Annotated in this window: 23 protein-coding genes; 18 read left to right on the plus strand and 5 right to left on the minus strand. The window is 72.5% G+C overall.

Going from position 1 to position 24878, the window contains the following annotated elements; all coding sequences use genetic code 11:
• Window positions 1-74 precede the first annotated feature (74 nt).
• From PX701_RS15575 to PX701_RS15630, 12 genes are all read left to right on the plus strand, one after another.
• Window positions 75-1259 (plus strand): branched-chain amino acid ABC transporter substrate-binding protein, encoded by a 1185-nt coding sequence (locus PX701_RS15575; RefSeq protein WP_231430738.1) that lies wholly within the window; start codon window positions 75-77, stop codon window positions 1257-1259.
• Window positions 1260-1336: 77 nt separating this feature from the next.
• Entirely contained in the window at window positions 1337-2224 is an 888-nt protein-coding gene (locus PX701_RS15580; RefSeq protein WP_231432314.1) for a branched-chain amino acid ABC transporter permease, read from the plus strand.
• Between the two features lies 1 nt (window position 2225).
• The gene (locus tag PX701_RS15585) at window positions 2226-3425 is read left to right on the plus strand and encodes a branched-chain amino acid ABC transporter permease (RefSeq protein ID WP_231430739.1); all 1200 of its coding nucleotides are present in this window, start codon (window positions 2226-2228) and stop codon (window positions 3423-3425) included.
• The gene (locus PX701_RS15590) at window positions 3422-4300 is read left to right on the plus strand and encodes an ABC transporter ATP-binding protein (RefSeq protein WP_231430740.1); all 879 of its coding nucleotides are present in this window, start codon (window positions 3422-3424) and stop codon (window positions 4298-4300) included. The genes PX701_RS15585 and PX701_RS15590 overlap by 4 nt, the downstream gene beginning before the upstream one ends.
• A complete protein-coding gene (locus tag PX701_RS15595) occupies window positions 4297-5007 on the plus strand; it encodes an ABC transporter ATP-binding protein (protein WP_275506841.1) in 711 nt (236 codons plus the stop codon). The genes PX701_RS15590 and PX701_RS15595 overlap by 4 nt, the downstream gene beginning before the upstream one ends.
• 41 nt (window positions 5008-5048) lie before the next feature.
• On the plus strand, window positions 5049-6209 hold the full coding sequence (locus PX701_RS15600; RefSeq protein ID WP_275506842.1) for an NAD(P)/FAD-dependent oxidoreductase: 1161 nt from the start codon (window positions 5049-5051) through the stop codon (window positions 6207-6209).
• Window positions 6206-6448 (plus strand): (2Fe-2S)-binding protein, encoded by a 243-nt coding sequence (locus tag PX701_RS15605; RefSeq protein ID WP_231430742.1) that lies wholly within the window; start codon window positions 6206-6208, stop codon window positions 6446-6448. The genes PX701_RS15600 and PX701_RS15605 overlap by 4 nt, the downstream gene beginning before the upstream one ends.
• On the plus strand, window positions 6445-7824 hold the full coding sequence (locus tag PX701_RS15610) for an FAD-dependent oxidoreductase (protein WP_275506843.1): 1380 nt from the start codon (window positions 6445-6447) through the stop codon (window positions 7822-7824). The genes PX701_RS15605 and PX701_RS15610 overlap by 4 nt, the downstream gene beginning before the upstream one ends.
• 87 nt (window positions 7825-7911) lie before the next feature.
• Window positions 7912-9228, plus strand: a complete 1317-nt coding sequence (locus tag PX701_RS15615; protein ID WP_231430744.1) for an MFS transporter — start codon at window positions 7912-7914, stop codon at window positions 9226-9228.
• A gap of 78 nt (window positions 9229-9306) precedes the next feature.
• Window positions 9307-10239 (plus strand): dihydrodipicolinate synthase family protein, encoded by a 933-nt coding sequence (locus PX701_RS15620; protein ID WP_275506844.1) that lies wholly within the window; start codon window positions 9307-9309, stop codon window positions 10237-10239.
• Entirely contained in the window at window positions 10239-11240 is a 1002-nt protein-coding gene (locus PX701_RS15625) for a proline racemase family protein (RefSeq protein ID WP_231430746.1), read from the plus strand. The genes PX701_RS15620 and PX701_RS15625 overlap by 1 nt, the downstream gene beginning before the upstream one ends.
• Window positions 11241-11268: 28 nt before the next feature.
• Window positions 11269-12768, plus strand: coding sequence for an aldehyde dehydrogenase (NADP(+)) (locus tag PX701_RS15630; RefSeq protein ID WP_231430747.1), 1500 nt, complete (start codon window positions 11269-11271; stop codon window positions 12766-12768).
• 117 nt (window positions 12769-12885) lie between these two features.
• Here PX701_RS15630 and PX701_RS15635 read toward each other — a convergent pair whose 3' ends face one another.
• Window positions 12886-13869, minus strand: a complete 984-nt coding sequence (locus tag PX701_RS15635; protein WP_275506845.1) for a proline racemase family protein — start codon at window positions 13867-13869, stop codon at window positions 12886-12888.
• Entirely contained in the window at window positions 13869-14810 is a 942-nt protein-coding gene (locus PX701_RS15640) for an ornithine cyclodeaminase family protein (RefSeq protein ID WP_275506846.1), read from the minus strand. The genes PX701_RS15635 and PX701_RS15640 overlap by 1 nt, the downstream gene beginning before the upstream one ends.
• Window positions 14811-14884: 74 nt before the next feature.
• Between PX701_RS15640 and PX701_RS15645 the strand changes: the two genes are divergently transcribed.
• From PX701_RS15645 to PX701_RS15670, 6 genes are all read left to right on the plus strand, one after another.
• Window positions 14885-16375: an aminopeptidase P family protein gene (locus tag PX701_RS15645; RefSeq protein WP_275506847.1), complete on the plus strand. Its 1491-nt coding sequence runs from the start codon at window positions 14885-14887 to the stop codon at window positions 16373-16375.
• Window positions 16376-16566: 191 nt separating this feature from the next.
• Complete coding sequence (gene rpsP, locus PX701_RS15650) at window positions 16567-16992, plus strand: 30S ribosomal protein S16 (RefSeq protein WP_231430751.1); 426 nt, start codon at window positions 16567-16569, stop codon at window positions 16990-16992.
• A 4-nt stretch (window positions 16993-16996) separates the two neighbouring features.
• Window positions 16997-17233, plus strand: a complete 237-nt coding sequence (locus tag PX701_RS15655; RefSeq protein ID WP_056651189.1) for an RNA-binding protein — start codon at window positions 16997-16999, stop codon at window positions 17231-17233.
• A 1-nt stretch (window position 17234) separates the two neighbouring features.
• Window positions 17235-17870: a ribosome maturation factor RimM gene (rimM, locus tag PX701_RS15660; RefSeq protein WP_275506848.1), complete on the plus strand. Its 636-nt coding sequence runs from the start codon at window positions 17235-17237 to the stop codon at window positions 17868-17870.
• A 10-nt stretch (window positions 17871-17880) separates the two neighbouring features.
• Window positions 17881-18594 carry a tRNA (guanosine(37)-N1)-methyltransferase TrmD gene (gene trmD / locus PX701_RS15665; RefSeq protein WP_231430753.1) on the plus strand — a complete coding sequence of 238 codons (714 nt, stop codon included), beginning with the start codon at window positions 17881-17883 and terminating at the stop codon, window positions 18592-18594.
• A gap of 106 nt (window positions 18595-18700) precedes the next feature.
• Window positions 18701-19456: a sirohydrochlorin chelatase gene (locus PX701_RS15670; RefSeq protein WP_231430754.1), complete on the plus strand. Its 756-nt coding sequence runs from the start codon at window positions 18701-18703 to the stop codon at window positions 19454-19456.
• 84 nt (window positions 19457-19540) lie between these two features.
• Here PX701_RS15670 and PX701_RS15675 read toward each other — a convergent pair whose 3' ends face one another.
• Genes PX701_RS15675 through PX701_RS15685 form a run of 3 tightly spaced genes read right to left on the minus strand, consistent with a single transcriptional unit; the run spans window position 19541 to window position 24778 of the window.
• The gene (locus PX701_RS15675; RefSeq protein WP_275506849.1) at window positions 19541-21205 is read right to left on the minus strand and encodes an FAD-dependent oxidoreductase; all 1665 of its coding nucleotides are present in this window, start codon (window positions 21203-21205) and stop codon (window positions 19541-19543) included.
• Window positions 21202-23379 carry a molybdopterin oxidoreductase family protein gene (locus PX701_RS15680; protein ID WP_231430756.1) on the minus strand — a complete coding sequence of 726 codons (2178 nt, stop codon included), beginning with the start codon at window positions 23377-23379 and terminating at the stop codon, window positions 21202-21204. The genes PX701_RS15675 and PX701_RS15680 overlap by 4 nt, the downstream gene beginning before the upstream one ends.
• Before the next feature lie 10 nt (window positions 23380-23389).
• Complete coding sequence (locus PX701_RS15685; RefSeq protein ID WP_231430757.1) at window positions 23390-24778, minus strand: MFS transporter; 1389 nt, start codon at window positions 24776-24778, stop codon at window positions 23390-23392.
• Between the last annotated feature and the right edge of the window lie 100 nt (window positions 24779-24878).

Consider the following 24878-nt stretch of genomic DNA (forward strand, 5'->3'; position numbering starts at 1 on the left):
CGTACCGCACGGCGGCGTGGCACCAGCGACGCGAGCCCGAGGTCATGCAATGACGCAGACAGAGGAGAGTCCCCATGTCCCACGCTCCACGGCGCCGTACGCGCCTCCTGCAGTTCGCCGCCGCGGCGAGCCTCGTGATCGCCACCGCCGGTTGCTCCGGCGGCCTTGGTGGTGGGGGCGATGACGGCGGCTCCGACGACGGCCCGATCAAGCTCGGCATGCTGGCGCCGTTCTCGGGCAGCGAGTCGGCCTTCGGCGAGTACATGCAGAACGGCGCCCAGCTCGCCGTGGACGAGCTCAACGCCGACGGAGGCGTGCTCGGCCGCGACCTCGAGCTCGTCGTCGAAGACGACGCCTGCGACGCGACCACCGCCGTCGCCGGTGCGAACAAGCTCGTCACCGACGGCATCGCCGCCTCGGTCGGCGGCTACTGCTCGGGCGCGACGCTGCCCACGCTGCCGATCTTCGACGAGGCGGGCATCCCCATGGTCATCCCCGCGGCGAACTCGAACGAGCTCGTCGAGCAGCAGCTCCCCGGCGTCTTCCTCATCAACGGCACCGGCACCCAGCAGGCTCAGGCCGCCGTCGCCTACTCGGAGAAGATCGGCGCCTCCTCGGTCGCCGCGATCGACGACGCGACCGCATACTCCGCCGACCTCGCGGCATCCTTCGTCGAGCAGGCGACCGACGCCGGCCTCGACGTCGCGTTCGAGGCGACCATCACGCCGGGCGAGAACGACTACTCGGCGGTCGCCACGCAGCTCGCCAACGAGCAGCCCGCCCTCGTCTACTGGACCGGCTACTACCAGGAGGGCGGCCTGATCGCCCGCCAGGCGAAGGACGCCGGCTTCGACGGCGTGTTCCTCGTCGGCGACGGCTCGGTCGACGCCAAGTTCGCCGAGATCGCGGGCGACGGCTACACCGACAACGTCGTGGGGACCTTCACCCAGACGCCCGACATGATCGAGGGTGCCGACGAGTGGATCGCCGACTACACGGAGCTCGCGGGTGCGGCCCCCGGTCCGTACTCGACGCAGTCGTACGACGCCGTCCGCGTCATCGCGCAGGCCATGGAGGACGCCGGGTCGACCGACTTCGACGAGGTCGTCGCAGGCCTCGAGGGGCTCGAGGACTTCGACACCTTCGCCGGCCCCCTGACCTTCACCGACGACCACACCCTCTCGGGCGGCGGCTTCGTGATCGTCGCGATCGACCCGGCCACCGGTGCCTTCGTGCTGAAGGACGACCTGCAGGGTTGAGCCGCCGGGGCGGGGGCGCGAGCCCCCGCCCCGCCTCGAACCCCCAGGCCCCCGGCGGAAAGGACACCGCTGTCGTGATGCAACTCATCTGGAACGGGCTCATCGTCGGCTCGTTCTACGCACTCGTCGCGCTCGGCTACAGCATGGTCTACGGGATCATCAAGCTGCTGAACTTCGCGCACGGCGACATCTACATGCTCGGCGCCTTCGTCGGGTTCTTCACCCTCTCGGCGTTCGGCATCTCGAACGAGACCTCGATCCCGCTGCTGCTCGTCATCATGCTGCTCTCGATGGTGACGACGGGCCTCATCGGCGTCGGCATCGAGCGGATCGCCTACCGGCCGCTCCGCAACAGCCCGCGGCTCGCCGTGCTCATCACCGCGATCGGCGTGTCGTTCACGCTCGAGTACGGCGTGCGCCAGCTGTTCGGGCCCAACCCCGAGGCGTTCCCGATCCGGCTCGCCTCGACCGGGTTCGACGTGCTCGGCATGCGCATCACGGCCTCGCAGCTCGTGCTCGTCGTCATCGCGGCCGTGCTCATGCTCGTGCTCGCGCACATCGTCGAGCGCACGAGCCAGGGCCGAGCGATGCGTGCGATCGCCCTCGACCCCCAGGGCGCCCAGCTCATGGGGGTCAACGTCAACCGGGTCATCGCGACCGTCTTCTTCATCGGCTCCGCCCTCGCGGGCGCGGCCGGCGTCATGGCGGGTGCGTACTACGGCTCGATCGACTTCCTGATGGGCTTCATCATCGGGCTCAAGGCGTTCACCGCCGCGGTCATCGGCGGCATCGGCAACCTCTACGGCGCCATGCTCGGCGGGCTGCTGCTCGGCCTCCTCGAATCGTTCGGCGCGGCGTGGTTCGGCGGCGAGTGGCGCGACGTGTTCTCGTTCGCGTTCCTCATCCTGTTCCTCACCTTCAAACCCACCGGGCTCCTCGGCGCCCGCGTCGTCGAGAGGATGTGACATGGCCGGCCGACTCGACCAGGCGCTCAAGCACGCGCCGCTGCGCGCGCCGTCGCCGCTCTTCGATCGTCCGCGCGCCCCGCGCGGCGTGTTCACCTCGCAGACCGGCTTCCTCCGGGCGCTCGGCGGCCTCGCCGTCGTGCTGCTCCTCGTGCTCCCGTTCATGGACGCGTCGCGGTACACGATGTCGATCGCGACGAGCGCCCTCATCTACGTCATGCTCTGCATGGGCCTCAACGTGGTCGTGGGCTTCGCGGGACTGCTCGACCTCGGGTACATCGCCTTCTTCGCCGTGGGCGCCTACGTCTCGGGCATCTTCACGACGGTGCTCGGCTTCCCGATGTGGCTCTCGCTCATCGCCACGATCTGCGCGTGCATCATCGCGGGAATCATCATCGGCGCCCCCACGCTGCGCCTGCGCAGCGACTACCTCGCGATCGTGACGCTCGGCTTCGGCGAGATCATCCGGATCACGGCGAACAACCTCGACATCACGGGCGGCCCGAGCGGCATCCACGGCATCCCGTCGTGGGAGTTCGGCGGCTGGAGCTTCGACGACGGCTTCTCGATCGGCGGCATCGAGTTCCCCGGCTACGTGGTGTTCTACTACTTCGTCGCGCTCGTCGTCGTGGTCGTCGGCGTGATCGGGGCGGGCCGCCTCGGCAAGGGCAAGATGGGCCGCGCCTGGAAGGCCGTGCGCGACGACGAGGACGCCGCCGAGGCGATGGGCATCAACACCTACATCGCGAAGATCTCGGCGTACATCATCGGCGCCGTGTGGGCCGGCATGGCCGGACAGCTCATGGCGACGCACCTGTCGGCGATCAGCCCGAACAGCTTCCAGTTCCTGTACTCGGCCCTCATCCTCATGGCGGTCGTGCTCGGCGGAATGGGTTCGACGCCCGGCGTCATCATCGGCGCGCTGTTCGTCTCGCTCGCCCCCGAGCTCCTGCGCGACTTCGCCGAGTGGCGGTTCCTGATCTTCGGCGTGCTGCTCGTCGTCGTGATGCTGTTCCGACCGGCCGGGCTCTGGCCGGCGACCGCGGTGCTGCCGTGGCTGAAGCGGCAGAAGCCGCAGCCGCCGCCCTTCACCTCCGCCGTGTCGGCGGTCGACCACGGCGAGCCGACCGTGCCGCCGAGCGTGATGGAGTCGGTCGACGGCCTGCCGGCGACCGACGCCGAGGAGGGGAGGCAGCCGTGAGCGCGCTCCTGGAGGTCCGCGACCTGCGACTGCAGTTCGGCGGCGTGAAGGCCGTCGACGGCCTCAGCTTCGAGGTCCGGACCGGTGAGATCCTCGCGGTGATCGGCCCGAACGGCGCCGGCAAGACGAGCGCGTTCAACTGCATCTCCGCGTTCTACCTGCCGACGTCGGGCTCGGTCGAGTTCGACGGCAATCGCATCGTTCGCGAGGTGCCGGGGTTCTGGCGGCGGCTCGGCCTCACCCATCTGCTCCAGAGCTTCGGCTTCTACCGGGTGCTCCCGTCGAGGGTCACGAAGTGGGGCATGGCCCGCACGTTCCAGAACCTGCGGCTCTTCCGGGAGCTCAGCGTGCTCGACAACGTGAAGACGGCGATGCACGCGAACCTGCGCGAGGGGTTCTGGTCGACGCTGCTGCACACGCCCGGATACCGCAGGGCGGAGGAGGCGTGCGCCCGCGAGGCGCGCGGCTGGCTCGACTTCGTCGGCTTCGCCGAGGACGAGAACCTCTACGTGACGCAGCTGCCCTACGGCGAGCAGCGTCGGGTCGAGATCGCCCGCGCGCTCGCGACGAGCCCGAAGCTGCTGCTGCTCGACGAGCCCGCCGCGGGCCTCAACTTCAACGAGAAGCAGTCGCTCATGGAGCTGATCCGCAAGATCCGAGACATGGGGGTGGCGGTCGTCCTGATCGAGCACGACATGGGCCTCGTCATGGAGCTCGCCGAGCGCATCGTCGTGCTGAACTACGGCAAGGAGATCGCCGACGGCACGCCCGAGGAGATCAAGAACGACCCGGTCGTCATCGAGGCCTACCTCGGCGTCGACGAGGATGAGGGCGGCGCCACGAGCACCGCCCGTGCGGACGGAGGCCGATCGTGAGCGTGCTCGAGGTGAACGAGGCCGACGTCTACTACGGCCGGGTGCATGCCCTGCGAGGGCTGAGCTTCGCGGTCGAGGAGGGCGAGATCGTGTGCCTGCTCGGCAACAACGGCGCGGGCAAGTCGACGACGATGAACATGCTCTCCGGCCTCGTACGGCCGAAGTCGGGAGAGGTGCGCTGGAACGGCCTCGACCTGACGACCGCGAAGCCGTGGAACATCGTCTCGGCGGGGCTCCTCCACGTGCCTGAGGGGCGGCGCATCTTCTCGACGATGACCGTGCACGAGAACCTGCTGCTCGGCGGCTACACCGTGCGCGACAAACGGGCGATCCAGACCAGGCTCGACGAGGTGTACGGCCTCATGCCGCGCCTCGCCGAGCGGCGCAGGCAGCAGGGCGGAACGCTCTCGGGCGGCGAGCAGCAGATGGTCGCGATCGGCCGGGCGCTCATCGGCGGGCCGAAGCTGCTGCTGCTCGACGAGCCCTCCATGGGGCTCGCACCGCTCATCGTGAAGCAGGTGATGGAGATCATCCAGCAGGTGAACGCCCAGGGCACGACGGTGCTGCTCGTCGAGCAGAACGCCCGTGCGGCCCTCAAGATCGCGCATCGCGCGTATGTCGTCGAGACCGGTGCGGTGACCCTGTCGGGTCCCGCCGCCGAGCTCGCCGCCGATCCGCGCGTGGTCGAGGCGTACCTCGGCGCGTGAGCGCACGCTGCATCGAAAACGACAGGGAAAGGGGTGGCGCGGTGCGCGTCATCGTGATCGGCGCCGGGGCGATCGGCGCGGCCAGTGCACTCGCGCTCGCCGAGGCGGGTGCCGAGGTGGTCGTCGTCGATCGGGCCGGCGTCGCGGGGGAGACCTCGAGCCGGTGCGAGGGCAACATCCTCGTCTCCGACAAGGGCCCGGGCGCCGAGGCCGAGCTCGCGATCGTCGCGAATCGCGCCTGGCGTGCACTCGCCGAGCGGCTCGACGCCGACCGCGGCCCGGGACAGCCGGCGACCGAGTTCGAGGCGAAGGGCGGCGTCGTCGTCGCATTCCCAGGCGGCGAGGCAGCGCTCGGCGCGTTCGCCGCGTCCCAGCGCGGCATCGGCATCACGGCGAACGAGGTGGATGCCTCGGCGCTGCGCGCGCTCGAGCCCCACCTGTCGCCGGAGGTCGTGCGAGGCATCCACTACCCCGACGACGCGCAGGTGCAGCCGAGCCTCGCGACCCAGGCGATGCTCGCCCGGGCCGTGCGCCTCGGGGCGACCGTCCGCGTGACGGAGGCGACCGGAGCCCGGGTGCGCGCGGGCCGGGCCATCGGCGTCGAGACGCCGGAAGGCCCGATCGAGGGCGACGCCGTCGTGAACTGCGCGGGGCCGTGGGCGGGCGAGGTCGCGGCACGCTTCGGCGCCCGGCTCGACATCCGGCCGCGCCGCGGCCTCATCCTCGTGACGGTGCCGATGCCGCAGCGCGTCTTCCACAAGGTCTACGACGCCGACTACGTCGGCGCGGTCGGCTCCGGGGATGCTGCCCTGCAGACCTCGACCGTCGTCGAGTCGACCCCGGCGGGCACCGTGCTGATCGGCTCGAGCCGCGAACGCGTCGGGTTCTCGGAGTCGAACACGCTGCCGGCGCTCGCCGAGATCGCGGCGAAGGCGGCTCGGCTGTTCCCGTTCCTCGCCGACACGATGCTGCTGCGCAGCTACCACGGCTTCCGCCCGTACGCCCCCGACCACCTGCCGGCGATCGGTGCCGACGGCGAGGTCGCCGGGCTCTTCCACGCGGCGGGCCACGAGGGCGCGGGCATCGGGCTCGCGCCGACGACCGGCGACCTCGTCGCGCACGCCGTCCTCGGCGTGCCCGCGCCGATCGACCCGGCGCCGTTCCTGCCCACGAGGGCCGCACTGCGAGAGGAGGCCGCATGACCATCCGCATCAGCTTCGACGGCGACGAGGTCCTCGGGCGCGAGGGCCAGACGATCGCCGGGGTGCTGCTCGCCTCCGGGCGCCGGAGCTGGCGCACCGCCGACGGGGAGGAGCGCGGCGTGTTCTGCGGCATCGGCGTCTGCCAGGACTGCGTCGTGACCGTGAACGGGGTCGGGAGCGTGCGCGCCTGCCAGCGCACGGCGTGCGACGGCGATGCGATCGAGCGGGAGGTGCGATGAAGCGACGGGTCGTCATCCTCGGGGCGGGTCCGGCCGGCCTCGCCGCCGCGCAGGCCGCGCTCGCCCACGGGGCCGACGTCGTCGTGATCGACGAGGGCGAGCGGGTCGGCGGGCAGTTCTGGCGCCACCACGACACGCTCACCGATCGTCGCCTCCAGCATCAGTGGGCGAGGTTCGAGCGGTTGCGCGGCGCGCTCGAGCGGGCGACGGTGCACGCCTCGACGAGCGTCTGGCGCGTCGACACCGAGCACGGGGTGCGCGTGCACGCGCTGCACGGCCCGGTGGACGCCGTCGATCGCGAACCGCTCGTGATCGACGCCGATGCCCTCGTGATCGCGACGGGCGCGCACGACCGTGCCCTCCCGGTTCCGGGCTGGACCCTGCCTGGCGTCACGACCGCCGGTGCCGCCCAGGCGCTGGCCAAACGCGACGGGGTCGCGCTCGGCGGGCGCACGGTGGTCGCAGGTGCTGGCCCGTTCCTGCTGCCGGTCGCGGCGAGCCTCGCGCAGGTCGGCGGCGAGGTCGTCGAGGTCGTCGAGGCGGCCGGCGCCCGTGCGATCGCACGCGGTTGGGGTCGGGCCCCGTGGCAGTTCGCCGGGGTCGCGGGCAAGGCGGGGGAACTGGGGGAGTATGCGCTCTCGCTCGCACGCCACCGCACGCCCTACCGGATCGGGCAGGCCGTGACCCGGATCCACGGCGAGCGCGCCGTCGAGGGAGTCACGATCCAGCGCGTCGACGCCCGTTGGCGCCCGATCGCCGGCACGGAACGCCACGTCGAGTGCGACGCGGTCGCGCTCGGGCACGGGTTCACGCCGCGGCTCGAGGCCGCGATCCAGGCCGGCTGCGCGATCTCGCCCGACCGGTTCGTCGTGGTCGACGCACGTCAGGGCACGAGCGTCGCGGGGGTCTTCGCGGCCGGCGAGGTCACCGGCATCGGGGGCGCCGACGCCGCACTCGCCGAAGGCGCCGTCGCGGGCTTCGCCGCCGCCGGGGGAGACCCGGCCGACGCGAGGATGCGAGGGCCGCTCGCGGCGCGCCGGCGCATGCACGCGTTCGCCGCGCGCCTCGCGACGCACGACATCGCACCGGGGTGGAGCGCCTGGCTCGACGACGAGACGATCATGTGCCGGTGCGAGTCGGTCACCGTCGCCCGCTTGACCGCGGCGGCCGGGGCGGCGGGTTCGAGCCGAGGCATCCGCCTCGCCACGCGCGCGGGACTCGGCGCCTGCCAGGGGCGGACCTGCGGACGCAGCGTGGAGGCCCTGCTCGGCCGGCCGCTCGGCCTCGACCGGCGACCGGTCCTCTCGTCGGTGCGGATCGGCGAGCTCGCCGCCTGCGCCGATGAAGCACCCGCCGCGTCGGCCGACGCCGGCTGAGGCTCGACGATGCGCTCGGCAGCCACCCGTTCCTAGGAGTAGTGTGTGATATATTACATAGCACGTATCGCGACAAGGGAGCCGCCAATGACCGCCACCGCAACCGGAGAACGCATCGCCCCGCCCGGCGACGACGAGGCGCGCCGCGTCCGCAAGGTCATGCGCTCCTCGGCAATCGGGCATTTCGTCGAGTGGTTCGACTTCGCGGTCTACGCGTACGCGGCTCCGGTGATCGCGTCGCTCTTCTTCCCCGACTCCGACCCGGCTGCGGCCCTCATGGCCGTCTTCGCGATCTACGCGGTCGGCTTCGTCGCCCGCCCGATCGGCGCGTTCCTGCTCGGCCACCTCGGCGACCGGTTCGGCCGCAAGCGCGTGCTCGCCGGCGTCATCCTCGTCATGGGCGTCTCCACGACGCTCATCGGCCTGCTGCCGACCTACGCCGTCATCGGGGTCGCCGCGCCCGTGCTGCTCATCCTGCTGCGCATGGTGCAGGGCCTCTCCGCCGCAGGCGAGACGATCGGCTCGAACTCGTTCGTCGCCGAGCACTCGCCGACCGCGCGCCGCGGGCTCAACGTCGGCCTCGTGTACACGTGGTCGAACCTGCCGCCCGTCATCGCCGCCCTGCTGGTGCTCGCGCTCACGACCGTGCTCTCGCCCGAGGCGTACGAGACCTGGGGCTGGCGCGTGCCGTTCCTGCTCGGCGCGCCCCTCGCCGTCGTCGGCCTCTACATCCGCTCCCGCGTCGACGAGTCGCCCGCCTTCCTCGAGATGCGCGAGAGCCGCCAGGTCGAGTCGGCGCCGATCCGCACGGTGTTCCGCGAGCAGTGGCGCAACATGGTCGTCTGCTTCAGCATCGCCGCCGTCGCGAGCCTCGGCTACTACTCGCTCACCGGCTACTTCTACTCGTACATGACCGTGACCATCGGCCTCGACTCGTCGGCCGCGCTCATCTCGAACAGCATCGCCCTGCTCATCACCTTCTTCACCGTGCCAGTCGCGGCGTACTGCTCCGACCGCATCGGCCGACGCCGAATGCTGCTGATCGCCGGCCTCTTCGGCGCGCTCGTCGCCGTGCCCGCGTACCTGCTCGTCGGCGTCGGCACGCTCGGCGCCGCGGTCGTGAGCCAGGGCCTGCTCGGTCTCGCGCTCGGGCTCTTCTTCGGCCCGGCGGGTGCGGCCTTCGTCGAGCTCTTCCCCGCGCGGGTGCGGTACACGGGAGCCTCGATCAGCTACAACCTCGCGTTCACGATCTTCGGCGGCACCGCACCGCTCATCGCCACGTGGCTCATCGGGCTCACCGGCTCGACCGTGGCGCCGGCCTGGTACGTCGTCGCGGTCACGGTGCTCGCGCTCCTCGTCGTGCTCACGATGCCCGAGACGAACCGGCGTTCGATGCGCGACTGACCACCACCTCCGGCATCACCCGCGGACTTCACCAACCCCGTCGCCCTCAGGGGCGAGAACGATCAGAATGGAAAGCAGATGACCACGAACAACATGGACCTGGGCGGCGTCGTCGTCGCCACCACGCTCGCCTTCAAGGAGGACGCGCAGGCGCCCGCCGGGCTGGCCGTCGACTACGACAGGTTCGCCGAGCACGTCGACTTCCTCATGGCGAACGGCTGCCGCGGCGTCGGGCCCAACGGCTCGCTCGGCGAGTACTCGTCGCTCACCGACGAGGAGCGCCGCAAGGTCATCCAGGTCGCCGTCGAGGCGGTCGACGGGCGCGGCATCGTGATCGCCGGCGTGCACGGCGTCGGCAGCCACCAGGCGCGCCTCTGGGCCGAGTACGCGAAGGAGGACGGCGCCGACGGCGTGCTGCTGCTGCCGCCCACGATCTACCGGGCCAACGAGGGCGAGGTCATCGCGCACTACCAGGAGGTCGCGAAGGTCGGCCTGCCGATCATGGCCTACAACAACCCCTTCGACACCAAGGTCGACCTCGTGCCGTCGCTCGTCGCGAAGCTCGCCGAGATCCCCGAGGTCGTCGCCATCAAGGAGTTCTCGGGCGACGTGCGCCGCGTCTACGAGATCAAGGAGCAGTGCGACATCGACGTCATCGCCGGTGCCGACGACGTGCTCTTCGAACTCATGGTGAACGGTGCCGTCGGCTGGTTCGCCGGCTACCCGAACGCCTTCCCGCGCGAGGCCGTCGAGCTCTACAACCTCTGCGCCGAGGGCAAGTGGCACGAGGCGAAGGCGCTCTACGAGCAGCTCGTCGCCGTGTTCCGCTGGGACTCGCGCACCGAGTTCGTGCAGGCCATCAAGCTGTCGATGGACATCTGCGGCAACTCGTACGGCGGCCCGACCCGCCCGCCGCGCGGCCCGCTGTCGGCCGAGCAGCGCGACCAGGTCACCGCCGACACCGAGCGGGCGCTCGCGGCGCTCGCGGCGCGGCGGGCGGCGGTCGCCTGATGCGTGCGCGCCGGGTCCTCTCCGCCGTCGACTCCCACACCGAGGGCATGCCGACCCGTGTCGTCACGGGCGGCGTCGGCCGGATCCCCGGCGCGACCATGAACGATCGCCGGCTCTACGCGATGGAGCACCTCGACGGGCTGCGGGGCCTGCTCATGAACGAGCCCCGCGGCCACGCGTCGATGTCGGGCGCGCTGCTGCAGCCGCCTGCGCGCGACGACGCCGACTGGGGGGTCGTCTTCATCGAGGCGAGCGGGTTCCTGCCCATGTGCGGGCACGGCACGATCGGCGTCGCGACCGTGCTCGTCGAGACCGGCATGGTCGAGGTGACGGAGCCGGTCACCGAGGTCCGTCTCGACGTGCCCGCGGGACTCGTGATCGCGCGCGTCGCGGTCGAGGGCGGCCGCGCGAAGCACGTCACGATCGAGAACGTCCCGAGCTTCGTCGACCGGCTGGATGCCTCGATCGAGGTGCCCGGCTACGGCGAGGTGCCCTACTCGGTCGCCTTCGGCGGCAACTTCTACGCCCTCGTCGATCTCGACGCGGTCGGGCTGCCGTTCGATCGCGCCAGGCAGGGCGACATCCTGCGCGCCGGCCTCGCGATCATGGATGCGATCAACACGCAGGCGCCGCCGCAGCATCCCGTGATCGCTGGGGCGAACCACGTGCACCACGTCGAGTTCATCGCGCCCGGCTCAGACGCCGTGCGCTCGCGACACGCGATGGCGATCCACCCGGGGTGGTTCGACCGGTCGCCGTGCGGCACCGGCACGAGCGCGCGCATGGCCGAGCTCTTCGCCCGCGGCGAGCTCGCGCTCGACACCGATTTCGTCAACGAGTCGTTCATCGGCACCGAGTTCACGGGGCGCCTGATCCGCGAGACCGAGGTGGGCGGCGTCCCGGCCGTGGTGCCGACGATCACGGGCCGGGCGTGGGTCACCGGCCTCGGACAGTACTTCCTCGACGACGACGACCCCTTCCCCGAGGGCTTCGTCTTCTGACGAACCCGACCACCTGGAGGACCTCCTGATGACCACCGCTTCCGACGTCGACACCGACGCCGTCGCCGCCCGCGCGGCCCGCGCCGCCCGCCCCTTCGCCGAGACCGACCCGCGCGCCAGGGCCGCGGCGCTCGTCGCGGTCGCCGACGCGCTCGATGCGGCCGGCCCCGAGCTCATCGCCATCGCGATGCGCGAGACCGGCCTGACCGAGGCCCGGCTCACCGGCGAGGTGCGTCGCACCACGAACCAGCTGCGACTCTTCGCCGAGGTGATCGTCGACGGCGGCTACCTCGACGCCCGCATCGACGACGCCGATCCCGCCTACGTCATCGGCCCGCGCCCCGACGTGCGGCGCGTGCTCGAGCCGGTCGGCCCCGTGCTGAACTTCGCCGCATCGAACTTCCCGTTCGCCTTCTCGGTGGCCGGCGGCGACTCGGCCGCAGCCCTCGCGGCCGGCTGCCCGCTCATCGTGAAGGCGCACTCGGGTCACCCCGAGCTCTCCCGCCGCACGGGCGAGATCGTCGCCGAGGCACTCGCGACCGCCGGCATGCCCGACGGCGTCTTCCAGGTCGTGGCGGGGCAGCAGGCCGGCGTCGAGCTCCTGAAGGACGACCGCATCCGCGCCGGTGCCTTCACCGGGTCCACGCACGTCGGGCGCCTCCTCGCCGACATCGCGGCGTCGCGCCCGCGTCCGATCCCGTTCTACGGCGAGCTCGGCAGCGTGAACCCGGTCTATGCGACGGCGGGCGCCGTCGCGGGCGACCCCGAGTTGCTGCAGGGCTTCCTCACGTCGGTCTCGGGCTCGGCGGGCCAGCTCTGCACGAAGCCCGGATTCCTCTTCGTGCCGCGCGAGGCCGAGCTCGGTGCGGTCGGCGACACCGCCGCCTCGGTGTCCGAGCATCGGCTGCTGAACCCCGGCATCGGCCGGGCGTTCGAGGAGCGCCGGAGTGCCGTCCTCGGCGCGCCCGGTGTCGCCGTGCTCGCCGAGGGCGCCGTCCGCGTCGACGACGCCGAGCAGCGCTTCGCGACGCCGACGGTGGTCGAGGTCGACCTCGACACCCTGCGCGCGCACCGCGACGAGCTGCTCGAGGAGTCGTTCGGCCCGCTCTCGATCATCGTGCGCTACGACGACGCCGGCGAGCTGCCCGACGTGCAGCGCGAGCTGTTCCCGGGCAACCTCACCTCGACGCTGCACGCGAGCGACGCCGAGCTCTCCGGCGGCGGGCTCGCCGACCTCGTCGACGCCCTCGCCGAGACGAGCGGCCGGGTGCTCTTCGGCGGATGGCCGACGGGGGTGTCGGTGACGAGCGCGATGCAGCACGGCGGCCCGTACCCGGCGACGACGAGCGACGCGACGAGCGTCGGGACCGCGGCGATCACGCGGTTCCTCCGCGGCGTCGCCTACCAGAACGCGCCGCAGGCGCTGCTGCCGGCACCGCTCCGCGACGAAAACCCGTGGGGCGTGCCGCAGCGCCGCAGCGCGGCGGGCCGGTCCGCCGAGTGGGGAAGCCTCACGGGCTCGCACTGACCGGGCCTGCACGTCGACCGCCGCTGGAGCCCGTGCGAGTCGCTGGAAACGGTCCTTCGACGCGTGAGGAAGGGCTGTTTCCAGCGACTCGCGCCGCCTGATGGGTGCGGGAAGGCGTCAGCGCAGGCTGAAGCCGTCGGCGAGCGGGTCGGCGGGGTCGAGCTCGAACTCGCAGCGGCCGACCCGGTACGCCTGCCCGGTGACCTCGGGGACGACCCCGCCCTCGGTGCGAGCGGCCACCCGCGCGAGGAACCGCGTGCCGATGATCGAGTCGTGCGTGAGCGTCTCGCCGTCGGCGAGCGCACCCGTCTCCGCGAGGAATGCGACCCGCGAGGCGGTGCCCGAACCGCACGGGCTGCGGTCGACCTCGCCGTCGGCGAAGACCGTGACGTTGCGCTGCCACGGGCCTTCGTCGGTGCGGCCCAGGTCGTCGACGAGGATCGTGCCGTAGACGCCCGAGAGCCGGTCGTCGTCGAGCTGCGCGGCCGGGTGGTCGTTCAGGGCCCACTTGATCTCGCGGCCGAGGCGGATGAGCTCGGTCGTGTGCGCGGGCGCGACCTCGAGGCCGAGCGATGCGGCCGGCAGCGTCGCGTAGACGGCGCCGCCGAAGACGAGGTCGACCTCGACGTCGCCGCGGCTCGTCGTGAGCGGGATGCCTCGTGCGAGCACGCGGGAGGCGACGTTGCGGAACACGACCCCGGTGGTGACGCCCGCGGAGCGCTGCACGCGCGCCTGCACCCGCCCGCTCGGCACGTCGATGGTGACGATCGCCTCGCCGTCGTCGGGCGCGGAGACCCGCCCCGTCGCGACGGCCCACGCGCCGAGCGCCATCGTGCCATGCCCGCATGCGGTCGAGAACCCGTCCTTGTGCCAGAACAGCACGCCGAAGTCGGCGCCGTCATCGTCGGGCGGGGTGACGAACCCGCCGTACATGTCGTCGTGGCCGCGCGGCTCGAGGCAGAGGAACCGGCGCACCCGGTCGGGTTCGCCGGCCATGGCGTGCACGCGTCGTTCGGCGACCGTCGCGCCCTCGGTCGCGACGCCCTCGACGATGCGGAACGGCTCGCCCGCCGTGTGCCAGTCCTCGGTGGTCCACCGCATCACGCGCCTCCGTCTCCGTCGAGCGCGGCCTGTGCGACCGCGAGGTCCTGCCATCCCATGCCGCACGTCTTGACGACGCGGGGCCGGTCGTGCGCGACCTCCACGACGCCGGTCGCGATGCGTGCCATCGGCACGATATCGGCGGGGGAGAGGTGCCCCTCGTCGAACGCCATGATGACGTCGCCCGCCTCGGTGCGGGCGACCCGGTCGGTCTCGACGATCACCTGCGCCCGACCGAGCAGCTCGCCGGGCAGCTCGCGCACGCCTCGCTCGTGCGAGCCGACGGCGACGAGTGCGGCGCGGTCGCGCACGAGGTCGGCGTCGAAGAGCGGCTCGCGTGCGGTCGTCGCGCAGACGACGAGGTCGGCCTCGGACACGTCGCCGGCGTCGCCGACGGCGATGTCGAGCCCGGATGCCGCGCACTCGGCCACCGCGCGCAGCGCCTTCGCCCGATCGCGGCCGATGAAGCGCACGCGTTCGATCGGCCGGATCGCGCGCATCGCCTCGACGTGGCGGATGCCCTGCGGACCGGTGCCGAACACCACGAGGCGCGTCGCGTCGGGCTCGGCGACGAGGTCGAGCATCGCCGCCGACATCGCGGGCGTGCGCAGGCTCGTGAGCTCGGTGCCGTCGAGGAGCGCGACGGGGGTGAGGCTCTCGGCGTCGAGCACGACGTAGACCGCCTGGATGCGCTCGAGTCCTCGGGCGGGATTCGAGGGAGCGACGGTCGCGAGCTTCTGGCCCGCGTAGCGGCCGAGGTCGGCAGGCATGAGCAGGAGCTGCCCGTGCCGCACGTCGACGATCGATCGGGGCGGGTCGTCGTCGGGATCGAACCCGGCGCGAAGCGCGGCCTGCAGGGCTCGGACGGCGCGGGGCATGTCGATGCGCGCGCGGAGCGCGGCGGCATCGAGGATCCGCATGGCGGCGATGACATCGGACATGCACCAAGCCTACTATGTGATGCGTAATACATCACCTCGATGCGAGCGCGCGAAGCAGCGCAGAAGGAGCGGACATGCACGCCGACGAAGGCGCCGCCACGATCAACCCCGTCGATCGCACGGAGGCCGGCGCGGCGCCCGGGCCCGCGCGCTCGATGCCGCAGGCGCCCGAGCCCGATCCGCGGATGCCGCGCCTTGCCGGGTCGCCCGGATTCCGCGAGTTCATGCAGCGCGGCTGGGCCGACGCCGACCGCACGCCCGTCATCCCCTCCGGCGCGCCCGCCGCCGCAGCACGGCACCGCGAGCGGCTCTCGGCGGCCGCCGGGGGACGGGTGATCGCGATCGCGGCCGGCCGGGCGCCGATGCGCGTCAACGACAACGCGCACGAGTTCCGCGCCGACAGCGACTTCCTCTGGCTCGTCGGTGCGGGGGTGGAGGACGCCGTGCTCGTGCTCGAACCGGCGGGCGGCGGTCACGATGCGACGCTCTACCTGCCGTCGCCCTTCCGCCCGGGCGACGAGGGCTTCTTCGCCGACCCGCTGCGGGGTGAGCTGTGGGTCGGCCCGATGGCCGGCCTCGCCGAGTACGCCGACGTGCTCGGCGTGCGCACGCGGCGCATCGAGGAGCTCGACCTGCCGAGCGGCGCCCTCCTCGCCGGCACGCCTCCGACGACGGGTCCGGGTGCCGCGATCGCCGCTCACCCGCGGTCGGGCGAGCTCGCGCGCGTACTGGCCGAACTCCGCATGGTGAAGGACGACTGGGAGCTCGCCGAGCTGCGCGCCGCGGTCGACACCACGGTCGACGGCTTCGCGGCCACCGCGTTCGAGATCCCGGCCGCGGTGCGCCGCGGTGGCGAGCGATGGCTGCAGGGCACGTTCGACCGGTACGCGCGCACCTTCGGTGCGGGCACGGGGTACGCCTCGATCGTCGGATCCGGCGCCCACGCGCCCGTCCTGCACTGGGTGCGCGCCGAGGGCGACGTCGACCCCGAGGCGCTGCTGCTGCTCGACCTCGGCGTCGAGCGCCGGTCGGGCTACACGGCCGATGTCACCCGCACGCTGCCCGCGTCGGGCTCGTTCTCGACCGCCCAGCGCGAGGTGCACGACCTCGTCGAGGCCTCCCACCGCGCGGGGCTCGCAGCCGTCGGGCCGGGTCGTGACTGGGCCGACTTCCACACGGCGTGCATGGAGGTGCTCGCCCGGGGGCTCGCCGACTGGGGCCTCCTGCCGGTCTCGGTGGACGAGGCGCTCTCGCCAGAGGGGCAGCAGCATCGCCGATACATCGTGTGCGGCGTCGGCCACCACCTCGGCATCGACGTGCACGACTGCTCGGCCGCGAGCCACGCGGCGTACCAGGGCGCGAAGATGCGGCCGGGCATGGCGCTCACCGTCGAACCCGGGCTCTACTTCCACGCCTTCGACGAGACGGTCCCGCCCGAGCTCCGCGGGCTCGGCGTGCGGCTCGAGGACGACGTCGTCGTGACCGCCGACGGCGGCGAGGTGCTCTCGCGCGGGCTCCCGATCGACGCCGCGGGCATCGAGGCGTGGATGGCCGGGCTCCGCTGACACGTCGCGGGATCGGCTCCGCCGACCGTGCGGCGCCGGTTCGCGGCATCCGCCCCGATCTGGCAGAATAGGGGGTTGGATCGCCGCCCGACCCTCTATCAGGCCGCGGTCCGACCATTTCGAGCTTCCGCCGGGTGTGCACCCCACGCTCCAGGCGATCGGTTCAACCTTTCTACACATTCAGGAGAATCGTGGCTGTCAAGATCCGTCTCAAGCGTCTCGGCAAGATCCGTGCGCCGTACTACCGCATCGTCGTCGCCGACTCGCGCACCAAGCGCGACGGTCGTGTGATCGAGGAGATCGGCAAGTACCACCCCACCGAGCAGCCCTCGTTCATCGAGGTCGACTCCGACCGCGCGCAGTACTGGCTCGGCGTCGGCGCGCAGCCGACCGAGCAGGTGCTCGCCATCCTCAAGCTCACGGGCGACTGGGGCAAGTTCAAGGGCGACGAGAACGCCGTCTCGAAGGTGCAGACGAAGGACGCCAAGGCCGAGTTCGTCGCCGACGAGAAGAAGAAGCCGGTGCTGAAGCCCAAGGCCGAGAAGCCGGCCCCCAAGGCCGAGGAGCCCGCCGAGGCCGAGGCCGAGGCTGCGGAGACCGCGACGGACGAGGCGTAAGGCCTTGCTCCAGTCCGCGCTCGAACACCTCGTCAAGGGGATCGTCGATCACCCTGACGATGTGAAGGTCGTCTCCGCGTCGAGCGCACGCGGCGAGGTCCTCGAGGTTCACGTGAACCCCGAGGACCTCGGCCGTGTCATCGGCCGGGCCGGTCGCACCGCAAAGGCCCTCCGCACGCTCGTCACGGCGCTCGCCGACGGCCGCCGCGTGCGGGTCGACGTCGTCGACACCGACGACTGACGTGGCCGAAGCACCGAAGTCGCAGCTCCGGGTCGGTCGCCTCACGAAGGCGCACGGCCTGAAGGGCGCGATCAAGCTCGAGCTCTACACCGACGACCCCGAGCGACGTTTCACGCCCGGGGCCGAGTTCTCGCTGCAGGTGCCGAAGGAATCGCCCTGGCACGGCAAGCACCTCGTGCTGCGCGAGCTCCGCTGGTACAACGGGCACCCCGTCGGATTCTTCGAGGGTGTCGACGACCGCACCGCGGCCGAGACCCTCATCAAGGCGATCCTCTGGGTCGAGCACGCCGACGACGAGGCGGCCGAGCCCGACGCGTGGTACGACCACCAGCTCGTCGGGCTCGCGGTCGTCCGCGACGGCGAGCGCATCGGCGAGGTCGTCCATGTCGACCACCTCCCCGCGCAGGACCTGCTCATCGTCAAGACCGCGGGCGGCGAGGTCATGGTGCCGTTCGTCTCCGCGATCGTGCCCGAGGTCGACCTCGAGGCCGGCACGCTCACGGTGACCCCGCCGGCCGGGCTCTTCGAGGAGATCCCCGAGACGGGGCAGCAGGATGCCTCGGCCGACGAGTCGGCCGACGCCGGCGCCGAGCTGCCCGGCGACGAGCCCGCCGCCGGCGACGAGCCCCGCGCGTAGGAGCGGGCCCGTGCGCGTCGACATCGTCACGATCTTCCCCGAGTTCTTCTCGGTGCTCGATCTCTCGCTGCTCGGTCGTGCGCGGGAGTCGGGCCTGCTCGAGATCACCGCGCACGACCTGCGAGACCACACGCACGACCGGCACCGCACCGTCGACGACACGCCGTACGGCGGCGGCGCGGGCATGGTCATGAAGCCCGAGCCGTGGGGCGAGGCACTCGACGCGATCGTCGGCGAGGGCGAGTCCGATGCGCTGCTCGTCGTGCCGTCGCCTGCGGGCGAGCCGTTCACGCAGCAGCTCGCTCGCGAGCTCGCGGCCGAGCCGCATGTCGTCTTCGCGTGCGGGCGGTACGAGGGCATCGACCAACGCGTCGTCGACCACTATTCGACGCGCATGCGGGTGCGGCTCATCTCGCTCGGCGACTACGTGCTCAACGGCGGCGAGGTCGCGGTGATGGCGATGATCGAGGCGGCGGGCCGTCTCGTGCCCGGCGTCGTCGGCAACCCCGAGTCGCTCGTCGAGGAGTCGCACGAGAACGGGCTCCTCGAGTACCCGAGCTACACCAAGCCCGCCGAGTGGCGAGGACTCGAGGTGCCGCCGGTGCTGCGATCGGGCAACCACGGCGCGGTCGCCGCCTGGCGTCACGAGCAGCAGCTCGAGCGCACCCGCCGGGTCCGACCCGAGCTGCTCGCCGGAGGCGATGGCGCCGACAGCGACGCGTGAGCCGTTCTTCACCCGTTCGAAACACCCGGAACGCGTCCGCGTAACACCGCCTTCCTACCGTCGAAGCCGCGGGTGCCCTGATCCCCGCGGGAGGCGGGGTTCGAACATGGCCGTCACGAGTGCGGGTTCGCCCGCGATGCGGGCATCGACCCGCAGCCTGCGACTGGTCGCGGTGACGCACGGCCGGCCGACGTCGGCGAACCGAGCGGCCATCATCCGGCTCGTCGACGCCGTGGCCTCGTCGCGCCCGGCACTCGACGTGTCGATCGCCTTCATCGACGCCCGCGCTCGAGAGCCGATCGAGCTCGTCGCCGACCGCGATGAGGGCGCGGTCATCGTGCCGCTCGTCCTCTCAGCCGGATTCCACGTGCGAACGGGGCTCGAGCTCGGCATCGCCCACTCGCGATCGCACGCCGGGCTGGCCGCCGGGCTCGGTCCCGACGATCGCATCGTCGACGTGCTCGCGAGGCGACTCGACCGGACCGGGCTCGACGACGACGACGTCGTCGTGCTCGCCGCCGCCGGCTCGAACGACCCGCGGGCGGTGCGCGAGTGCTTCGAGACCGCCCGCCGGCTCGGGCTGCGACTCGGTCGGCCCGTCACGGTCGGTTTCATCGCCGCGGGGCTGCCGCGGCTGCGCGACGCGATCGAGATGATCCGCGAGCTGCACCGCGGCCGGCGCGTGGTCGTCGGGCCCTACCTGCTCGCGCCCGGGCAGTTCTACGACGCGATCCTGACCTCCGGCGCGGACGTCGTCGCCGATGCGCTGCTCACACCCGACGCGTCGGCGCCGGCCGAACTCGTCGACCTGGTGCTCGCCCGCTTCGACGAGACCCGGCCCGACACCCTACCCGGGGCCTGACTCGGGCAGCGCTCCGCCGCACCTGCTCGGGCCGACGGTGCGCGTGGGCCGGGCCGCTCGCACCGGTGACCGCACGGTCCGCCGTCAGCCGGCCCGGCTCGGTGCGTCGTCGGCCTCGAACGCGCGGGCGAGCAGCTCCGCGATCCGGCCGCGACAACCACCGCAGCCCGTGCCGGCACGGGTGTCGCGCCCGATTGCATCGACGGTGGCGTTGCCGCAGGCGGCCGACTCGGCGATGCGCCCGGCCGTGACCCCGTTGCACCAGCACACCGTCGCGGCGGGGGCGAGCCCAGCCGAACCGGTGCTCGGGTCGTCGTCGGGGCCGTCGAGGCGCAGCAGCAGCGAGCGGTCGGCGGGCAGCTCGGCCCGTCGTTCGAACAGCAGCGTGAGCTCGGCGGCGGTGCGCGGCATCCCGACGCTCGCGAAGGCCGTGAGCACGCCGTCCTCGGTGACCATCTTGACGTATCGGTCGTGCTCCGGGTCGGCCCACTGGGCCACCCGCCGACGCGGGCGTTCGCGGTCGTCGTCCCACGGGTCGGCCGACACGTCGCCCACGGCGACCACGTCGAGGTGCTCGGCCTTCAGCATGACGATGGGTTCGCGTTCCGGCGCGAGCGCCTCGTCGGCGGCGATGGGCGGCGATCCCGGCGCGGCCGGGACGGCCCCGAGCGGCGCCAGATCGGACGATCGGGCCGAGCGCGCCGCCGCGACGAAGCGACCGGCGAGCCAGGCCGCCTGGCGCCATCCCGGGCCGATGAGGCCGGCGGGGGCGCCCGGGACGATCCGGTCGGAGCCGTGCCCGGCCGAGTCGGCGATCTGCGCGCAGTCGCCGATCGCGTGGATCGCCGGGTCGGTCCACGTCTGCAGTGACGGGTGCACGACGATGCCGACCGCGGTGCGCAGGCCGGCGAGCGTCGCGAGCTCGTTGCGCGGGCTCACACCGCACGAGAGCACGAGGAGGTCGCCGCGGAGTTCCTTGCCGTCGGCGGTGATCAGCCGGTCGAATCGGCGCTCGTCGTCCGCTCCGCGGAATCCGATCGCCTCGGCGCGGGAGTTCGCGACGACCGCGATCCCGCTTCGGCGGAGAGCTGCCCGGAGCACGAGTCCGCCTCCGCGATCGAGGTTGCGCGGCATCGGGTGCTGGCCGTGGTGCACGACGCAGACCTCGGCTCCGGCGTGCGCGGCCGCGAGCGCGAGCTCGAGTCCGAGCACGCCGGCGCCGAGCACGATGATCCGCTTGCGCTCACGTACCGTGGCGAGCACCCGTTCGGCGTCGTCGAGGTCGCGGAGCGTCGTGACGCCGGCCGGCAGGTCGCCGTCCCGACCGACGAGCGCGGCGCCGTGCCGCTCGAGCGACGTGAGGTCGCGTCGCGGCCGGTCGACGCCGTCGAGCGTCGGCACGTTGGCCCGGGCGCCCGTCGCCAGCACGAGCCGGTCGTACGGCACGAACTCGCCCGTCGAGAGCTCGACCGTCCTCGCATCGCGGTGGATCGCGCGTGCGGAGACCCCGAGCAGCACGCGGGCGCCGGCGGCTTCGGCGGCGTCGCGGTCGCCGATGGTCATCGCACCGAGCTCGGTGGCGCCGACGGCGTACTCGGCGACCAGCACCCGGTTGTACGCCTCGACGTCTTCGCCGCCGATGACCGTGAGCTCGAGCACGCCCTCGGCGACGGCGGGGAGCAGTTCGTCGACGAAGCGGGCGCCGACCGGGCCGTATCCGATGAGGACGATGCGGTGAGGTGGGCTCATGCGACGGCTCCGTGCTCTTCGAGGCGATCGTCCCGCGCGGTCGTCGCGCCGACGCGCGGTGCGACGCGGGTGACCCGCACGTGATTGGTCTTGAACTCCGGCATCGCGGAGATCGGGTCGACGGCGTCGGAGGTGAGCAGGTTCGCGGCCTGGTCGTCGCCGAAGTGGAACGGCAGGAACACGCACTCGACGCGGACGTCGGTGGTGATCGCGGCGCGGCATCGGACGCGGCCGCGGGAGTTCTCGATGGCGACGATCTCGCCGTCGGCGACGCCGAGCCGCAGGGCGGTGGCCGGGTGCAGCGACGCGACGAGGACGGGCTGCGCGGTGAGCAGCTCGGGAACCCGGCGCGTCTGCGCACCGCTCTGGTAGTGCTCGAGCAGCCGACCCGTGACGAGCGTGAGCTCGTCGGGTGCCGGCACCGGCCGGGCGCCCGCGCGGGGGGCGACCGCGACGAGGCGGGCGAGGCCGTCGGGGTGCGCGAAGCGCTCGGTGAACAGGCGCGGTGTCGATGTGCCGCCGCGCGGGTAGGGCCAGTACGCCGGCTCGCCCCGGTCGAGGCTCGCGTAGTCGATGCCCGAGTAGTCGGCGATGCCGCCCTCGGATGCGCGCCGCAGTTCGTCGAAGACGGTCTCGGGCTCCGTGGCGAAGCCGGTGCGGCGGCCCAGCAGGCGGGCGAGCTCCGCAAGCACCCAGAGCTCGTCGCGCACGCCCGGGGGCGGGTCGAGGGCGCGCCTCCGGCGGAGCACCCTGCCCTCGAGCGAGGTCATCGTGCCCTCCTCCTCGGCCCACTGCAGCACGGGCAGCACGACGTCGGCGAGCGCGGCCGTCTCGGACGGGACGAAGTCGCACACGACGAGGAGGTCGAGCGCCGCGAGCCCGTCGCGCACGGCTGCGGCGTTCGGCGAAGAGACGACGGGGTTCGAGCCGTGCACGAGCAGGGCCCGGACGCCGCCGGCCCGCCCGAGCGACTGCAGCAGCTCGACCGCCGGCACGCCCGGGCCCGGGATCTCGTCGGGCTCGACGCCCCACACCCGCGCGACATGCTCGCGCGCCGCAGGGTCGGTGATCTTGCGATAGCCGGGCAGCTGGTCGCACTTCTGGCCGTGCTCGCGGCCGCCCTGGCCGTTGCCCTGCCCGGTGAGCGTGCCGTAGCCGCTGCCCGGTCGTCCCGGCAGCCCGAGCAGCAGGGCGAGGTTGATCGCGGCGGTCGCGGTGTCGGTGCCGTCGACGTGCTGTTCGACGCCTCGCCCGGTGAGGATGAACGTGCGACCGCCCGCGGCGAGCCGGCGGGCGAGATCGCGCAGCATCGCGGCGGGAACCCCCGTGACCGATTGCACGCGCGCGGGCCACCAGCTCGCGACGCTGCGGCGCACGGCGTCGTAGCCCGCGGTCCGCCGCTCGAGGTAGCGGGTGTCGGCGAGCCCCTCGGCGATCACGATGTGCGCGAGTCCGAGCAGCAGCACGAGGTCGGTGCCCGGAGCCGGCTGCAGGTGCGCCCCGCGGCCGTCATCGGTCAGCCGCGCGGTCGCGGTGCGCCGGGGATCGACCACGACGAGCCCGCCGGCGGCCTGCGCACCCGCCAGGTGTCCGATGAACGGCGGCATCGTCGCGGCGACGTTCGTGCCGAGCAGCAGCACGGTGTCGGCCGCGTCGAGGTCCTCGAGCGGGAACGGCAGGCCGCGGTCGACGCCGAATGCGCGGTTGCCCGCTGCGGCGGCCGACGACATGCAGTACCGGCCGTTGTAGTCGATGCGGCTCGTGCCGAGCGCGAGCCTCGCGAACTTGCCGAGCTGGTACGCCTTCTCGTTCGTCAGCCCGCCGCCGCCGAAGACGCCCACGGCGTCGGCCCCGTACCGATCGCGGATGCCTCGGAGCCGTGTCGCGACGAGATCGAGTGCCTCCTCCCAGCTCGCCTCGTGGAGCCCGCCGTCGGCGCCGCGCACGAGCGGGGCGAGCAGTCGCGAGGGCGAGCGGAGCAGCTCGGGCGAGGTCCAGCCCTTCTTGCACAGGCCACCGCGGTTCGTCGGGAATTCGCGGCCGGCGACGATGACCGGCGCGATCGGCTCGGTCGTCGGGGGCGCGGCCGACCGCGAGGCATCCGCCGCGGTGAGGGTCATGGCGCACTGCAGCGCGCAGTACGGGCAGTGGGTGTCGGCGGCGGCTGTCGGCATCGCGGGTTCCTCACACCCGGTGCGAACGAAGCGGACGCACGTAGACGAGGGCGGTCAGGAGGAGGAGCCCGGCGTAGGCGGCGACGAATCCGAGGAACGCCGCCGAGTAGCCGCCCGTCGTCTGGAACGAGAGGTTCAGGGCCTGCGGGATGAGGAAGCCGCCGTACGCGCCGATCGCCGAGATGAGGCCGAGCGCCGCCGCCGCCTTCCGGCGACGGGCGGCGTCGTCGCCGGAGGCGCGGAGCGCGAAGACGACCGGCACCATGCGATACGTCGAGCCGTTGCCGATGCCGGCCGCGGCGAACAGCAGGAGGAACAGCCCGAGGAACGGCCAGAAGCCGGCCGCGGGCACGACCACGACGACGACGAGGGTGATGGCACCCATGGCCGCGAAGGCGCACATCGTGATGCGGGCCCCGCCGAACCGGTCGGCGAGCCGGCCGCCGAAGGGACGGGCGAGCGACCCCACGAGCGCCCCGAGGAAGGCGAGGGAGACCGACGCGCCGCCGACCGCGAAGGTCGAGAACGCGGGGAACTGGTCCGCGATGAGCTTCGGGAACACGCTCGCGAAGCCGATGAACGAACCGAACGTGCCGATGTAGAGCGAAGAGAGCAACCAGAGGTGCGGCTCCTTGAGGGCGGCCGCCGAGCCGGCGAGGTCGGCCTTCGCGTTCGAGAGGTTGTCCATGCGGCGCCAGGCGCCGATCATCGCCACGACGATGAGCGGCACCCAGATCCAGCCGGCGAGCGGCAGTTGCAGGGTCGCGCCGGCGCCGATCGTGATGATGACGGGCACGGCGAACTGCGCGACCGCGGCGCCGAGGTTGCCGCCCGCGGCGTTGAGGCCGAGCGCCCAGCCCTTCTCGCGCTGCGGGTAGAAGTACGTGATGTTCGCCATGGAGCTCGCGAAGTTGCCGCCGCCGAACCCGGCGAGCGCCGCGGCGGCGAGGAGCACGGGGAACGGCGTCGCCGGGTTCACGACGCAGACGGCGAGCGCGATCGTCGGCACGAGGAGCAGCCCGGCCGAGACGATCGTCCAGTTGCGTCCGCCGAACCTCGGCACGAGGAACGAGTAGGGGATGCGCAGGGTCGCGCCGACGAGGCTCGGAATCGAGATGAGCCAGAACACCTCGCTCGTCGAGAGCACGAACCCCGCATCCGGCAGCGCGACCGCGACGATCGACCAGAGCTGCCACACCACGAAGCCGAGGAACTCGGCGAAGATCGACCAGCGCAGGTTGCGGCGGGCGATGCTGCGCCCCTGCGACGCCCACTGCACCGCATCCTCGGGGTCCCAGCCGTCGATCCACCGGCCGGGCCGGGTGACGAGGTCCGGTGCGGGCTGCGCAGCGGTCGGGCTCTGGGTCGAGTGCGGTTCGGTGCTCACGGTGTCGGTCATCGGGGCCTCCGTTGCGGTCGCGGTCGGGGTTCGTGACGTCGACGCTAGTGAGCGGGTGTTTCGACCGGTCGCTGCGGTCGTGAACGCTGCGTCTCCACCT

This window comes from Agromyces chromiiresistens (assembly GCF_029167465.1).
GTDB classification, from domain to species: domain Bacteria; phylum Actinomycetota; class Actinomycetes; order Actinomycetales; family Microbacteriaceae; genus Agromyces; species Agromyces chromiiresistens.

What these genes read in the sequence shown, in the direction of transcription:
- PX701_RS15605 (WP_231430742.1), top strand. Translation starts at nt 6,206, where the DNA reads ATGACCATCCGCATCAGCTTCGACGGCGACGAGGTCCTCGGGCGCGAG.
- PX701_RS15625 (WP_231430746.1), top strand. Translation starts at nt 10,239, where the DNA reads ATGCGTGCGCGCCGGGTCCTCTCCGCCGTCGACTCCCACACCGAGGGC.
- PX701_RS15630 (WP_231430747.1), top strand. Translation starts at nt 11,269, where the DNA reads ATGACCACCGCTTCCGACGTCGACACCGACGCCGTCGCCGCCCGCGCG.
- PX701_RS15615 (WP_231430744.1), top strand. Translation starts at nt 7,912, where the DNA reads ATGACCGCCACCGCAACCGGAGAACGCATCGCCCCGCCCGGCGACGAC.
- PX701_RS15685 (WP_231430757.1), bottom strand. Translation starts at nt 24,778, where the DNA reads ATGACCGACACCGTGAGCACCGAACCGCACTCGACCCAGAGCCCGACC.
- PX701_RS15645 (WP_275506847.1), top strand. Translation starts at nt 14,885, where the DNA reads ATGCACGCCGACGAAGGCGCCGCCACGATCAACCCCGTCGATCGCACG.
- PX701_RS15580 (WP_231432314.1), top strand. Translation starts at nt 1,337, where the DNA reads ATGCAACTCATCTGGAACGGGCTCATCGTCGGCTCGTTCTACGCACTC.
- PX701_RS15610 (WP_275506843.1), top strand. Translation starts at nt 6,445, where the DNA reads ATGAAGCGACGGGTCGTCATCCTCGGGGCGGGTCCGGCCGGCCTCGCC.
- PX701_RS15640 (WP_275506846.1), bottom strand. Translation starts at nt 14,810, where the DNA reads ATGTCCGATGTCATCGCCGCCATGCGGATCCTCGATGCCGCCGCGCTC.
- PX701_RS15620 (WP_275506844.1), top strand. Translation starts at nt 9,307, where the DNA reads ATGACCACGAACAACATGGACCTGGGCGGCGTCGTCGTCGCCACCACG.
- PX701_RS15680 (WP_231430756.1), bottom strand. Translation starts at nt 23,379, where the DNA reads ATGCCGACAGCCGCCGCCGACACCCACTGCCCGTACTGCGCGCTGCAG.
- PX701_RS15575 (WP_231430738.1), top strand. Translation starts at nt 75, where the DNA reads ATGTCCCACGCTCCACGGCGCCGTACGCGCCTCCTGCAGTTCGCCGCC.
- PX701_RS15675 (WP_275506849.1), bottom strand. Translation starts at nt 21,205, where the DNA reads ATGAGCCCACCTCACCGCATCGTCCTCATCGGATACGGCCCGGTCGGC.
- PX701_RS15635 (WP_275506845.1), bottom strand. Translation starts at nt 13,869, where the DNA reads ATGCGGTGGACCACCGAGGACTGGCACACGGCGGGCGAGCCGTTCCGC.
- PX701_RS15670 (WP_231430754.1), top strand. Translation starts at nt 18,701, where the DNA reads ATGGCCGTCACGAGTGCGGGTTCGCCCGCGATGCGGGCATCGACCCGC.
- PX701_RS15585 (WP_231430739.1), top strand. Translation starts at nt 2,226, where the DNA reads ATGGCCGGCCGACTCGACCAGGCGCTCAAGCACGCGCCGCTGCGCGCG.